This window comes from Caballeronia sp. A2-2 (assembly GCF_057612605.2).
This window is the reverse complement of record NZ_CM172587.1, coordinates 1,300,837-1,314,917: the sequence shown is the minus strand read 5'-3', so window position 1 is coordinate 1,314,917 and position 14,081 is coordinate 1,300,837. Positions and strand designations below refer to the sequence as shown.

At 61.6% G+C, this 14,081-nt stretch carries 14 protein-coding genes; 12 read left to right on the top strand and 2 right to left on the bottom strand.

Annotated elements, in window-relative coordinates; genetic code table 11:
• The first annotated feature begins 7 nt into the window (after nt 1–7).
• From ACZCWR_RS06200 to ACZCWR_RS06185, 4 genes are read left to right on the top strand one after another with little or no spacing between them, the layout of a single operon-like run.
• Complete coding sequence (locus ACZCWR_RS06200; protein WP_487302835.1) at nt 8–475, top strand: type II secretion system protein; 468 nt, start codon at nt 8–10, stop codon at nt 473–475.
• Nucleotides 476–480: 5 nt separating this feature from the next.
• Nucleotides 481–858 carry a type II secretion system protein gene (locus ACZCWR_RS06195; protein ID WP_487302834.1) on the top strand — a complete coding sequence of 126 codons (378 nt, stop codon included), beginning with the start codon at nt 481–483 and terminating at the stop codon, nt 856–858.
• Between the two features lie 46 nt (nt 859–904).
• On the top strand, nt 905–1,345 hold the full coding sequence (locus ACZCWR_RS06190) for a type II secretion system protein (protein WP_487302833.1): 441 nt from the start codon (nt 905–907) through the stop codon (nt 1,343–1,345).
• Nucleotides 1,346–1,370: 25 nt separating this feature from the next.
• Nucleotides 1,371–3,386 carry a glycoside hydrolase family 19 protein gene (locus ACZCWR_RS06185; RefSeq protein WP_487302832.1) on the top strand — a complete coding sequence of 672 codons (2,016 nt, stop codon included), beginning with the start codon at nt 1,371–1,373 and terminating at the stop codon, nt 3,384–3,386.
• Between the two features lie 10 nt (nt 3,387–3,396).
• On the opposite strand, the gene ACZCWR_RS06180 is transcribed toward ACZCWR_RS06185, so the two are convergent.
• Nucleotides 3,397–4,227 carry a lytic transglycosylase domain-containing protein gene (locus ACZCWR_RS06180; protein ID WP_487302831.1) on the bottom strand — a complete coding sequence of 277 codons (831 nt, stop codon included), beginning with the start codon at nt 4,225–4,227 and terminating at the stop codon, nt 3,397–3,399.
• A 35-nt stretch (nt 4,228–4,262) separates the two neighbouring features.
• On the opposite strand from ACZCWR_RS06180, the gene ACZCWR_RS06175 reads away from it, so the two are divergent.
• Nucleotides 4,263–5,123: a 2OG-Fe(II) oxygenase gene (locus tag ACZCWR_RS06175; protein WP_487302830.1), complete on the top strand. Its 861-nt coding sequence runs from the start codon at nt 4,263–4,265 to the stop codon at nt 5,121–5,123.
• Between the two features lie 15 nt (nt 5,124–5,138).
• Here ACZCWR_RS06175 and ACZCWR_RS06170 read toward each other — a convergent pair whose 3' ends face one another.
• Nucleotides 5,139–6,569, bottom strand: coding sequence for a lytic polysaccharide monooxygenase (locus tag ACZCWR_RS06170; protein ID WP_487302829.1), 1,431 nt, complete (start codon nt 6,567–6,569; stop codon nt 5,139–5,141).
• A gap of 211 nt (nt 6,570–6,780) precedes the next feature.
• On the opposite strand from ACZCWR_RS06170, the gene ACZCWR_RS06165 reads away from it, so the two are divergent.
• From ACZCWR_RS06165 to ACZCWR_RS06135, 7 genes are all read left to right on the top strand, one after another.
• Nucleotides 6,781–7,710, top strand: coding sequence for a bestrophin family protein (locus ACZCWR_RS06165; protein WP_487302828.1), 930 nt, complete (start codon nt 6,781–6,783; stop codon nt 7,708–7,710).
• A 96-nt stretch (nt 7,711–7,806) separates the two neighbouring features.
• A complete protein-coding gene (gene gstA / locus ACZCWR_RS06160; protein WP_487302827.1) occupies nt 7,807–8,412 on the top strand; it encodes a glutathione transferase GstA in 606 nt (201 codons plus the stop codon).
• Between the two features lie 243 nt (nt 8,413–8,655).
• Nucleotides 8,656–9,171, top strand: coding sequence for a Csu type fimbrial protein (locus ACZCWR_RS06155; RefSeq protein WP_487302826.1), 516 nt, complete (start codon nt 8,656–8,658; stop codon nt 9,169–9,171).
• Nucleotides 9,172–9,424: 253 nt separating this feature from the next.
• A complete protein-coding gene (locus ACZCWR_RS06150) occupies nt 9,425–9,940 on the top strand; it encodes a Csu type fimbrial protein (protein WP_487302825.1) in 516 nt (171 codons plus the stop codon).
• 253 nt (nt 9,941–10,193) lie between these two features.
• Entirely contained in the window at nt 10,194–10,709 is a 516-nt protein-coding gene (locus tag ACZCWR_RS06145) for a Csu type fimbrial protein (RefSeq protein WP_487302824.1), read from the top strand.
• A gap of 207 nt (nt 10,710–10,916) precedes the next feature.
• Nucleotides 10,917–11,642, top strand: coding sequence for a fimbrial biogenesis chaperone (locus tag ACZCWR_RS06140; protein WP_487302823.1), 726 nt, complete (start codon nt 10,917–10,919; stop codon nt 11,640–11,642).
• Between the two features lie 71 nt (nt 11,643–11,713).
• Complete coding sequence (locus ACZCWR_RS06135) at nt 11,714–14,080, top strand: fimbria/pilus outer membrane usher protein (protein ID WP_487302822.1); 2,367 nt, start codon at nt 11,714–11,716, stop codon at nt 14,078–14,080.
• The last annotated feature ends 1 nt before the right edge of the window (nt 14,081 follow it).

Below are 14,081 nucleotides of genomic sequence, written 5' to 3'. Positions count from 1 at the left end.
CACGACGATGGACAAGGGCTTCACGATCATCGAAATGCTGGTCACGCTCGCGATTCTCGCCGCGCTGGCGATGGTCGCCGCGCCGCTCGTGCAGATCGCCGCGCAACATAATAAGGAAGACGAATTGCGTCGCGCGCTGTGGAGCATTCGCGATGCCATCGACGCCTACAAGAAAGCGGGCGACGACGGCAAGATCGATCGGACGATGGGCGACACCGGGTATCCGGCGAAGCTCGAAACGCTCGTGGAAGGCAGCGTCGACAAGACCAGCCCGAGTCACGCGCGCATCTATTTTTTGCGGCGCATTCCGCGCGATCCGATGTGCGATTGCCCGAGCCGTTCCGATGACGCCACGTGGGGCAAGCGCAGTTACGCCAGCCCGCCCGATTCGCCCAGCGAAGGCGATGACGTGTACGACGTGTATTCGCTGTCCGAAAGCGCCGGGCTGAACGGCGTTCCTTATCGAAAGTGGTGAACGTCATGCTGAAAAAGCTCTGTCGCGCGTTCACGTTGATCGAACTGCTGGTCGTGCTGGCGATCATCGCGACCTTGCTCACGCTGGTCGTGCCGCGCTATTTCGGTCAGGCCGACAAGGCGAAGGATACGGTGCTGCATCAGAACCTCGCGGCGATGCGCGATTCGATCGACCACTTTCGGGCAGATCAGGGCCGCTATCCGCAATCGCTCGACGAACTCGTGCAGAAGCGCTACTTGCGCGAAATACCGATGGACCCGGTTGCGGGCAATCGCACGTCGTGGGCGACGGAGCCATCGGCGGACGGCTCGCCCGGGGTCTACAACGTGCGCAGCGGCGCGAAAGGAAAGGCCAAGGATGGCACGGATTATGGCTCGTGGTAAGCGGTACAGGCGCGTCGCTCCAGGCGGACGCGAACGAGGCTTCGGCATGTTGTGGGCGCTGATGTGCGTCGCACTGATCTCCATCTATCTAATGCAGGTCGGCACGGTCTGGAGCACGCAGAATCAGCGTGCGAAGGAGGACGAACTATTGCGCCGGGGCGATGCCATCCGCCACGCGATCGAGGCTTACGTCAAGGCCGATCCGGGCGGCGCATTTCCGAAGCATTTCGAGGATCTGTTGCGCGATCCGCGCGCGTCGTTCGTGAAGCGCTATCTGCGCGATGCCTATAACGATCCGATGACCGGCGGCGATTGGCAACTCGTGCTCGGTCCCGGCGGCGAATGGTACGGCGTCAACAGCGCATCCACGGAAGCGCCGCTCAAGAAGGACGGTTTCTCCGACAGCGACGCGAGCTTCGCATTGCAGACGAGTTACGCCGAATGGAAGTTCACGTATTACCCGGAACGGAACATGAGCCGCCGGTAGTGTGGTCTTGACGCAGGAGAGTGAGATGGGTTCGATTCGCAGGAAACTGGCATGGCTGCCGGCCGCGCTGATGCTTCAGGCCGGCGTGACGCTCGCGCAGCAGGCGTGGACCGAGGGCAAGACTTACTCGGCGGGAACGACGGTGACGTATAACGGGCGGGTTTATCAGGCGTTGCAGACGCATACGGCTTATCCGGGGGCGGGGTGGATGCCGGCGACTACGCCTACGCTTTGGAAGGATGTGGGGGCGGTGGGGCCTGCGCCTGCGCCTGCGCCTGCGCCTTCTCCTTCTCCTTCTCCTGCGCCTGTACCAGCACCTGCGCCTGCCCCGGTGCCTGTGCCGACGCCCGCTCCTGTGCCTACGCCAGCGCCAACTCCGACGCCTTCGCCATCGCCATCACCTTCGCCATCGCCTTCGTCGAAATGCTATGCGGCGTGGGCTGCGGGTCAGACGTATGCGCAACCGGGCACGAACGTGACGCACAACGGGCGCAACTATCGCAACAAGTGGTGGACGCAAGGCGACGATCCTACGCAGTCCGGCGCGTATGGAGTTTGGGAAGACACTGGCGCGTGCAGTGGATCGCCCACTCCCGCACCGACACCGACGCCTACACCGGCTCCTGTTCCGACGCCAACGCCTGCGCCGGTCCCGACGCCGACACCGACGCCAACACCTGCGCCTGTCCCGATACCAACACCCGCACCGACACCAACACCGCCCCCTGCACCAACGCCAGCACCGACGCCAACGCCAACGCCAACGCCAGCCTCCTACAAACCCCAAATCACCTACATCCCCGCGCCCGCCGACTACCCCACGCAAGCACAATTCAACGCAGCCGAAAAAGCCCTCGTCGATCAATCCAGCGGCCAGATCGAAATCGTGCGTCAAGCCTTGCGCGTTCTGCCCGACGATCAGGTCAACGCCGTCGTCCCCGGCGCGGCGACCAACCCATCGAACGTGAAGCGCGTCGAATCGATTCTTCCCGAAGCCCGCTTCGACGCCCTCTTCCCCGTGCGCAACGTGGCCTACTCCTACGTCAACCTTCTGCGCGGCATCGCCAAATTCCCCGCGTATTGCGACGACTACAGCGACGGACGCGATGCGCTCGCCATCTGCCGCAAGCTGCTCGCCACGTCCTTCGCCCACTTCACGCAAGAGACCGGCGCGAACTGGCCGTCGCTCACGCCCGCGCAAGTGCGCTCGGGTTACGCGGATCACAACAATCCCGTGCTCGCGAAGATGCCGCAAGACACGCCCGTGCCCTTCTGGCAGCAGGCGTTATGGTTCCTGCGCGAATCCGGCTATAACGAAGGCTCGGCGGTCGGTGCGTATCAGCAATGCATTCCCGGCTCGCACGCGACGAACTGGATCTTCTATCCATGCGCGAAAAATGCCTCGGGCAAGTACCTCGACTATTTCGGTCGGGGTGCGAAGCAACTTTCTTGGAACTACAACTTCGGCCCGTTCTCGCAGGCCTTGTATGGCGACGTCAACATCCTGCTCGACGATCCCGGCCGCGTCGCGGATTCGTGGCTGAACTTCGCCTCGGCGGTCTGGTTCGCCGTGACGCCGCAAACGCCCAAGCCGCCGATGACATGGGCCATCGACGGAACATGGAAGCCGAACGCCGTCGATCTCGGCAACAATATGAAGCCGGGCTTCGGCGCGACGGTGTTCATCATCAACGGCGGCATCGAGTGCGGCAAGGGCGGCGCGGAGCAGGCGCAGGTGACCAACCGCATCAACGCGTACAAGGAATTCGCGCGCGAACTCGGCGCCACCATTCCACCCGACGAACCGCTCGGCTGCGCCAACATGCGCGGCTTCAACGAAGGCTCGGCCGCCGCGATCAAGGCGTATCTCGACAAGGATTATTCGTGGGCCAACGGCAAGCCCGTGACCGGCTGCAAGGTCGTGGACTATCAGATGCCCTTCTCGCTCATCAATCCGGGCGACTACAAGGCATGCACCGACTACTTCTTCCGTGGCAAGGTGACGTTCAACGGCAAGGTCGAGGTGGATAACACGAAGTAAAGCGAAGGAATCAACGCTCGTCGCGGTAACGCTGCACGAGCGTTTTCACGCGCGATACATAAGCCTGAGTCTCGGCATAGGGCGGCACGCCGTTGTAGCGATCGACGGTGGCCTCCCCGCTGTTGTACGCAGCGAGCGCGAAGTCGAGATTGCCGTTGAAATGCTTCATCAGCCACGAGAGATAGTGCACGCCGCCACGGATGTTCTGTGCCGCATCGAATGGATCGCCGACGTTGAAGCGCGCGGCGGTGGCGGGCATCAATTGCATGAGACCTTGCGCGCCTGCACGGGAAATCGCGTTGGGCCGATACGCCGATTCCGCGTGAATTACCGCACGCACGAGCGCGCGGTCCACGTCGAATGCCGTGGCAGCGGAATCGATTTCCGTGCCGTAGGATCGCGGGTTGAGCGTAAGTCCGGCGATATCGACATCTTTATCCGGCGCGCACAGATTGCACGTTTCCATGAAGTAGAGATTGATGACCGATACGCTCTCCGAAACATTATCCGGCTTCCTGCTCAGATAGTGAGATACGCCGTCTTCGACGTAGCTATACATGCGCACTGCCACGCGCCGCCGCACAGGCAATGCCGCGCGTGGCGCATCTGCCATCGATGGCGAGGAAGCAGGCCGCGCCCCTTGCAAGCTCATGTCGATGCGGACACACCGCGCATGCTCGATACGCTCGGTGACATAGCTCACCGTGCTGTCATCGGATTCGCAGCGAAGCATGGCCGATGCATGGGCGCACGGCGTTGCGAACATCAGCAATAAGACGAGCGCACCTCGCAGCGTTGTTTCATTCGCATCGTTGTTCTTCGGGCGCTTTTGTGCTTCCATTGAAGTCACCATGCATCACGATAAGACCAACCGCCATGAGCACGATTCCCCGCTTCGACGCCACATGGAAAGCCTGGATCGACGAGAACATCCGTCGCGGCTGCACGCCTCAATCGCTGATCGACGCGATGATCGAGGCGGCGTTCCATCCGAACACTGCGCGCATGATTCTCGCGCGTCATCTCGCAGGCGACGCATCGGTACAGGACGACGAACCTTCCGCCGACTATCTCTACGGCGAGCCGATGCTCCCGCGCCAACGCGTGCTCACCGCAAGCGGCCGCGAATCGCCCAAGGTCTTCAGTTGCGAGCAACCCGTGATCGCGCTCGTCGCCAACGTGCTCGATGACGCCGAATGCGACAAGCTGATCGAAATCGGCCGGGCGCGCGTGCAGCCGTCCGCCGTCGTCGATCCGGGTTCGGGCGATGAGATCACGATCGATCAGCGCAAAAGCGATGGCGCGTTCGTCAACGGCACGGCGGATGCGCTGGTGGACACCATCGACCGAAGGATTGCCGAGCTGTTTCGTCAGCCGGTCGAGAATGGCGAGGATCTGCATATTCTTCGATATGGCATCGGCGGGGAATATCGTCCGCATTACGACTACTTTCCCGAAGAGCAGGTCGGCAGCAAGCATCACATGCAGCGCGGCGGACAACGCGTCGCTACCGTCATCCTGTATCTGAACGAAGTGGAGCAAGGCGGCGACACGACGTTTCCCGATGTCGGGCTGGCCATTCATCCGCGACGTGGCAGCGCGCTCTATTTCGAATACGTCAACGCGCTCGGACAGAGCGACCCGAAAACGCTGCATGCCGGCACGCCTGTCGAAAAGGGCGAGAAATGGATCGCGACGAAATGGATTCGTCGCGGTCCGTTTCGCAGCGGGCAGTGAGCCCGCGCGTGGCGATTACTTGCACGGACCGACCTTTTCCCATGCGCCATCGGAGTTGGTCACCGGATCGACATTGGCGCTCCACCACTTGTTGCGATAGTTGCTGCCGCTGGAGCTGACGGTCGTGCCCGCGTTCGCGTAGGTCTTGCTCGCGCTCCACGGCGCGGCGCATGCAAGCGATGTCTGGCCCGAGCAGGTGCCCATGTCTTGCCACGATTTGCCGTTGCCGGAATTGCGCGAAGGGTCGTCGGTGTTCTCCCAGCGCGCGCTGTAGTTGTGGCCGTTGAGCGAGACGTTTTCCTTGGTCTTGTAGGTCGTGCCTGCTTGCCAGGGGACTGCGCAGGTGCCGGCGGGGGTTGGTGAAGGTGCGGGTGCTGGTGTGGGCGTTGGAGTCGGTGCGGGTGCGGGTGCGGGCGCGGGCGTTGGAGCGGGCGTAGGCGCTGGCGTCGGTGCGGGAGTGGGCGCAGGCGAAGGCGAAGGCGTAGGAGCAGGCGTAGGCGCCGTCCCCGTGTAATCCATCACGAAGTTATAGTCCTGCGGACCATCCACATAGATGTGATTCTGCGAAATCTGCTTCTGCACGACGATATTGCCGTTGTTGTCGATCAACCCGAGCCGCACGTGCTTCGACTCGTTGTTGACCTTCTGCGCCATCGCATACACCCAGTCGGCGGCGGCGGTCGTCTGCGCGGTCACGGTATAGCTGATCGACTCGACATCGTGGCCATCGGCATCGAACACGCGCAAGGTGACCTTCATGCCCGCCGGTTGATCCTGCGCGGTCGTGGGCAACGGACGCACCTCGCGCCACGTCGTCTTCACACCGTTGATGACGACATCGCTGCACGCATAGAACGCCTCCGCGCTGTCGTTGCGCTGCCAGATCGTATAGATGATGCGCCTGCCCGTCTTGCCCGACGGCAGCTTGCATTGCAGCTTGTATCGCCCGTTGTCGAGCGTGACGGTATTGATTTCGCAAAACGGCTTGCTGTCGAGATCGGACCATTTCAGCGGCTGATTGAAGTCGTAGCCATCGACGGTCATGTACATCTGAAAGTAGCGCGTCTGATGCGGCGCGGTGGCGTTCCACACGAATGTGTAATTGCCGCTGAGATCGGCGGAAATCGATGTAGCGGTCCAGTCGCCGCGCGCGAGATCGAGGCCGTAATAGTTGGGCTTGCCGCCGCTGCAGAGATGACCATCCGGCACGAAGGATTTGTGATCGCCGTTCGGCAACTGATTGACGCCCGCCCAATCGTAGAGAAACGATGGCCCCGCCACCGCGACCGCCGCTTTGCATGCAGCCGATGTCGGGTTCTCCGGCCCTTCGAGATAGCATGCGTAGACGCGGCTGACCGGCGTCTCCACCGTGCCGTGCGCGGCGGCCGTGCAAGGCACGAACAAGGGCAACAATACGAAACCGACACTCCGCTTCACAGCGATCATGACAAGCCCCCTCGTCAATAAATCTGGATGACTAACTTATATAACTCGATGCCGGTCCGGTTGCCCTTCATTCTAGTTGGCGCGGCGCGGATGAGTTAGCACGAACATAGGCAGTTGCGCCTTCAACGATGCGCGCAGCGAACCAGTCGGCGGCGTTTGAGATTCAGCCGCCTTATCATGTCGCGATAATTCAACCTTTCGCGTCCACGCCATGATCATCCGTCCCAAACTGAACTGGTTCCGATTGCTGTTCGCCTGGCGCGGCTCCGTGCTGCCGCAATTGCTGCCGAGGCTCGCGCTTATCTTCGTGTTGTCCATCGTGGCGATCTTCATGCACGACCACACGCGCGGCTATTCAATCGGCCTGGGCACGCCGCCGTTCGCGCTGGTGGGTATCGCGCTGGCCGTGTTTCTCGGCTTTCGCAACAATGCGAGCTACGAACGATGGTGGGAAGGCCGCAAGCTGTGGGGAACGCTCGCGATCACGGCACGCTCGCTCACGCGTCAGGCGCTGAGTCTTCCGCATCCATCCGATGCCGCCGACACGCGGCGTTTCGTCGCGGCGCTCGGCGGCTTCGCGCATGCGCTGCGGCATCAGCTACGCGGCACCGATGCGCTGACCGATCTCGCGCCGCGCCTAACGCCCGAGCTTCATGCCCGCGTGCGCGCCGCGCAGTTCCGCGCCGCGCTGATCTTGCTGTGGCTCGGCGAATGGGTCGCGCAACGCAAACGCGAAGGCACCATCGACAGCCAGATGCAACTCGCCTTCGACGCCAACCTGAACACGCTGTCGGCGGTCATCGGCGGATGCGAGCGGCTCTCGACCACGCCGCTGCCCTTCTCCTATTCCGTGATGATCCATCGCACGATCTATCTCTTCTGCGTGATGCTGCCGTTCGGTCTCGTCGATGGCGCGGGTCTGCTCACGCCGTTGTTCGCGCTGCTCGTGGCCTACGCGTTCATGGCGCTGGAAGCGATCGCCGCGCAGATCGAAGACCCGTTCGGCCTCGAAGAAAACGATCTCGCGCTGAACACGATGTGCACTACACTCGAAGACGCCCTGCACGACATGATGGCGGACCCTGCCTTCGAACGCGCACCCACGCCGCTGTCCAACGCGCGCGACTACATTCTCGACTAGATCGCGCACAAATCTCCTCACTATTTCGGACAACGTGACAATCGTTTCGTGGACGTCATCCTTCATAATGCCGGGCCGTTCATTTGGAGAAACGTCTTGAAACTCTTTTACAAAACGGGCGCATGCTCGCTCGCCTCGCATATCGCGCTCGTCGAATCGGGCTTGCCGTTCGAGATCGAATCCGTCGATCTGAAAACCAAGCGTACGGAAAGCGGCGCGGATTTCACGCAGATCACATCGAAGGGCTATGTCCCGGCGCTGCAACTCGACAGCGGCGAAGTGCTCACGGAAGGCCCGGCGATCATGCAATACATCGCGGACCAGGTGCCAGCCAAACATCTCGCCCCGCTCGCCGACGGCATGGCGCGCTACCGGCTGCAAAGCTGGCTGACGTTCATCGGCACGGAACTGCACAAGAACTTTTCGCCGTTCTTCAATCCTGCTGCGGGAAGCGACTGGCGCGCGGTTGCATCGGCGAATCTCGACCGACGCATGACGTATGTGGCGCAGCAGCTCGAAGGTCACGCGTTTTTGCTCGGCGACGAGTTCAGTATCGGCGATGCGTATCTCTTCACCGTGCTCGGCTGGGCGAAGCATATCGACCTGGATCTGGGCAAGTGGCCGGTGCTGGTGGCCTATCAGGCGCGCGTCGGCGCGCGGCCCGGCGTGCAGGCGGCGATGAAGGCGGAAGGACTGATCTGATCGTCCGGTACGTCTGATATCGCTTTGAACGGCCTTCTTCGGAAGGCCGTTTTTGTATCTTGAAATAGCGTTGAGGCCAGTTTCTACGAGGGGTTTCGCCCGGGCTTCTATCTCAATTAAGAACCGTCTCATTCCGTCTTAATGCCCCGCTCCCTATCATTAACACATGTTCTCGCGATGCCGAAGAGATCAGCCAGATCGAAACCGGCAGCCATCGTTTTCTTGATATTGGAGCTTCACACCATGCGTAACCTGTTCAATAAAGCCGCTCTCATCGCTATCGTTTCCAGCGTTGCTGTTCTGGGTGCGGTTGCTTCGCCGAGCGCAATGGCTGGCAGCAAGACCGCAGCGTTCGATGTGACGCTGACGGTTCAGGACGATTGCTCCATCGCGGCGAACCCGCTTGATTTCGGTAGCGCTGGCGTGCTGGATAAGAACGTGGACGGGAACACGTCGCTGTCGGTGACTTGCACGAAGGGCACGGCTTATAACGTCGCGCTGGATGCTGGCACGGCCGCAGGTTCGACGGTTGCTGATCGCACGATGAGCAACGCCGGTGGTGATGCATCGGTGGCGTTCAACCTCTATCGCGATGTCGGCCGCACGCAAGTTTGGGGTATGACGCCTGGCACGGATACTTTCGCCGGTACGGGCAATGGCGACAGCCAAAGCATCCCGGTGTTTGGCCGCGTGCAATCGCAGGACACACCGGCTCCGGGCGCGTATTCATCGACGATTACCGCGACTGTCGTGTTCTGATATTCGAAGCACTTGCAGCACCGCGAACGGCCTTCCTCGGAAGGCCGTTTTTGCGTTTGCGCCGTTATCTCGAAAACGCGCGAGCACCAATTACAGCAACCGAAACAGCCCAATACGCTATCTCAATTAAGAACCGTCTCATTCCGTCTTAATGCCCCGCTCCCTATCATTAACACATGTTCTCGCGATGCCGAAGAGATCAGCCAGATCGAAACCGGCAGCCATCGTTTTCTTGATATTGGAGCTTCACATCATGCGTAACCTGTTCAATAAAGCCGCTCTCATCGCTATCGTTTCCAGCGTTGCTGTTCTGGGCGCAGTTGCTTCGCCGAGCGCAATGGCTGGCAGCAAGACCGCGACGTTCGATGTGACGCTGACCGTTCAGGACGATTGCTCCATCGCCGCTAACCCGCTCGACTTTGGCAGCGCTGGCGTGCTGGATAAGAACGTGGACGGCAGTTCGTCGTTGTCGGTGACTTGCACGAAGGGCACGGCCTACAACGTCGCACTGGATGCAGGCACGGCCGCAGGTTCGACCATCGCGGATCGCACCATGAGCAACGCCGGTGGCGATGCATCGGTTGCCTTCAACCTCTATCGCGATGCCAGCCGCACGCAAGTCTGGGGCGCGACGACGGGCACCGATACCTACGCGGGCACGGGCAACGGCGACAGCCAAAGCATCCCGGTCTTCGGCCGCGTGCAATCGCAAGACACACCGGCACCGGGCGCGTATTCATCGACCATCACTGCAACCGTGGTGTTCTGATAGTCGAAGCACTTGCAGCACCGCGAACGGCCTTCCTCGGAAGGCCGTTTTTGCGTTTGCGCCAGCATCTCGAAAACGTGCGAACACCAATTACAGCAACAGAAACAGCCCGATACGCTATCTCAATTAAGAACCGTCTCATTCCATCTTAATGTCGCGCTCCCTATCATTGACACATGTTCTCGCGATGCCGAAGAGATCAGCCAGATCGAAACCGGCAGCCATCGTTTTCTTGATATTGGAGCCTCACACCATGCGTAACCTGTTCAATAAAGCCGCTCTCATCGCTATCGTTTCCAGCGTTGCTGTTCTGGGCGCGGTTGCTTCGCCGAGCGCAATGGCTGGTACCAAGACTGCGACGTTCGATGTGACGCTGACGGTGCAGGACGATTGCTCCATCGCTGCCAACCCGCTCGACTTTGGCAGCGCGGGCGTGCTCGATAAGAACGTGGACGGCAGTTCGTCGTTGTCGGTGACTTGCACCAAGGGCACGGCTTATAACGTCGCGTTGGACGCAGGCACGGCTGCCGGTTCGACCATCGCGGATCGCACCATGAGCAACGCTGGCGGCGATGCATCAGTTGCCTTCAACCTCTATCGCGATGCCAGCCGCACGCAAGTCTGGGGCGCGACGACCGGCACGGATACTTTCGCCGGCACGGGCAACGGCGACAGCCAAAGCATCCCGGTCTTCGGCCGTGTGCAATCGCAAGACACCCCGGCTCCGGGCGCGTATTCATCGACCATCACCGCGACTGTCGTGTTCTGATAGTCGAAGCATTCGAAGCAAACGCAGCACCGCGAACGGCCTTCCTCGGAAGGCCGTTTTTGCATTCGCGGCAACGCATGACGCGAACGTTTCCATCCATCCACGAGAGGCGATGAACAGTCGCCAAAAGCATGCTGCTCTACCTTGCCTAAAGCAATCTAAAGGAATATCAATCGACATAGCCCGCGAGCACTCAGGAGACGAACCATGTCGAAAATCGCATCGTATGTGTGCGCGGTTTTGCTCTTCGTGCAAGGCTCCGCCACGCTCGCTGCATCGTTGCAAATTTCGCCGGTGACGATACAACTCGCCAGCACCGAAGGCGGCAAGGTCATCAACTTGCGCAACGACGGCGCCGATCCGATTCACGCGCAAGTCCGCGCCTTCGTCTGGGATCAGGCCGACGACACGGACAAGCTCACGCCGACGCGCGAGATCGTCGCCAGCCCGCCGATCGCCGAGGTGGCCGCAGGCGGCGTGCAGATCATCCGCGTGATTCGCGGCGACATGGCGCCCGCGCCGCAGGAACGTGCGTATCGTTTGTTGATCGATGAACTGCCGCCCGAAAGCGGCGCGCAAGGCAAGGCCGTTCAGTTTCGTTTTCGATATTCCGTACCCCTATTTGTTTCGCCAGCCGGAGAAGCGACCCGTCCGAAGCTGCAATGGATCGTCGTGGATAAAGACGGCAAGACCTTCCTGCGCGTGACGAACAGCGGCGCGGTCCACGCGCAATTGAGCGTCGTGTCGCTCAAGGGCGATGCGGGCGACATCGTGGTATCGACCGGATTGCTGGGTTACGTGCTGCCCGGACGCACCCGCGCATGGCCGCTGCCCGACACAGCGCGCAGTCTGCGCGGCAAGACGGCCGGCGTCGTGGCGACGGTGAACGGCACGGCCGTCACGGACCGTCTCAGCGAGAACGCGCAGCCCTGAACGTGTGCGATGAACCGCATCGCCGGAAACGAATCGCACGCAAACGCCGTGCGTATGGCATCGCTATTGTCTTGCTGTCGCAGAGCGCCATTGCGCAGGTTGATATAACCGGTGGTTCGCCCGCTGGCGTGCCGAACCTTTCCGGCGCGCCACGCCTGCAACCGTTCGGCGCGCAGGCCGACACCAACGAACAGCTCGTGCTCGAAATCGTCATCAATGGGACGAGTCTCGGTGAACCGTCTGATTTCGAGTTGCGTCACGGTCAGCTTTACGCCGAGCCGCATACGCTGGAAAACGCGGGCATCCGCGTGAACGATCTCAAGCCTGACAGCGACGGATGGCTCGCGCTCTCCTCGATTCCCGGATTGCGCGCGACCTATTCGCCATCGCGTCAACAAGCGATCCTCGATGTCGATCTCACGCGCCAGACCACGCGCCGAATCGGCTACACGCAACCGGTGACGCCCAAGGCAACGCCCGGCACCGGCTTCCTGCTCAACTACGACGTGAGCTATACGCGTGAATTCGGCGAGAACCATAACGACGATCTCGGCATCTGGAGCGAGCAGCGTTTCTTTTCGCCGTTCGGCGTGTTCGACAACACCGGCACGTGGGTGAACAATGGCGGCACTTCGAGCCGCTACACGCGCCTCGACACGAACTGGTCCTACTCGGACCCGGCGAAACTGTTCACAACGACGGTCGGCGATTCGGTCTCCGGATCACTGCCGTGGACGCGTTCGGTACGCTTCGCGGGCGTGCAGATTCAGCGCGACTTCAGCCTCAGGCCCGACCTCATCACGTTTCCCTTGCCGACGTTTTCCGCATCGGCGGCGGTGCCATCGGCGGTCGATCTCTACATCAACGGCTTGCGGCAATACAGCGGCGAAGTCGCGCCCGGACCGTTTCAGATCGCGCAGCCGCCGAGTCTCACGGGCGCGGGCGTCGCGCAAGTCGTCGTGACGGATGCGCTCGGGCGGCGCGTGACCACGAGCGTGCCGCTCTACATCGACGCAAGATTGCTCTCGAAGGGATTGTTCAACTATTCGTTCGAAGCAGGCTTTCTGCGTGACAACTACACGGTCGATTCCTTCAGCTACGAACACTCGCCCGTCTACAACGGCGTGTTCAGCTATGGCGCGACCGACTGGCTCACCTTGCAGGCGCACTCGGAAGGCGGTCAGGGACTCGCCAACGGCGGCGGCGGCGCGGTCTTCAGCACGGGCGGATTCGGCGTGTTCAGCACGGCGCTTGCGGCGAGCCGCATCGGCGGGATGACGGGCGCGCTCTACAGCCTCGGGTATCAGTACATCGGGCCGAAATATTCGATGAACCTGCAAGGCACGCAAGCATCGAGCGGTTATCGCGATGTCGCTGCGTTGAGCGGCACGTCCACGTTCCAGCATATTTATCAGGCAACCACCTCGGTTTCGTTTGCACACGCGCAATCCGCGACGGTCAGTTACGTCGATTCCGAGGACTCGTTCTCAGGCCACGCGCGCGTCGTCACGCTCGCCTGGAACGCGCAGTTCGGCCGCCGCTGGTCGATCTTCGCGACGACCTATCGCGACTTCCTGCAAAAGAACGTGTGGGGCGGCTCGATCGGCGTGACGCTCGCGCTCGGCGGCAACATGGCGGTCAGCACGACGCTGTCGCAATCCGGCGGTCACACGACGGCCGATGTCACCGCCTCGCGTCCCGCCGATTTCGGCGGCGGCTGGGGCTGGTCCGTGCAGGCGGGCGCGGGCGCGGATTACCGGCATGCGTTCGCGGGCGCGGACTATCGCACGAGCTTCGGCGAATTCCAGGCGACCGCGCAGCGCTTCAACGGCACGACCACCGGCACGGCGGAACTGACCGGCGCCATCGCGATCATGGACCGCGCCGTGCTGCCCACACGCACCGTCACGGACGGCTTCGCGCTCGTTTCGACCGATGGCGTCGCGGGCGTGCCGGTGAGTCTGGAGAACCGCAAGGTCGGCATGACCGATTCGGGCGGCTATCTGCTCGTGCCGGATTTGCAGTCGTATCAGCGCAATCAGATCGCCATCGATTCGCTCGCGCTGCCCGCCGATGCGCGCATCGACACCGCGCGCCTCTATATCACGCCGGAGCGCCGCGCGGGTGCGCTCGCGCATTTCAAGCTGTCGCGCTATCAGGGCGCGTCCGTGAGTTTCGTCGATGCCAACAACGCGCCGATCAAGGAAGGCGCCGCCGCGACCAACCAGAGCACGGGCGAAACGGTGATCGTCGGCTTCGACGGCATCGCGTTCTTCAGCCAGCTCGATGCGACCAATACCGTGACCATCAAAGGCCCGAAAGTGGATTGTTCCGCGAGCGTGCCGTTCGCGCCGCCGTCCTCGCACGAACTGCCGCAGATCGGGCCGTTCATCTGTCAGGGCAAGGATACGAAGGATGGCGAAACAAAGGGAGAGTGAA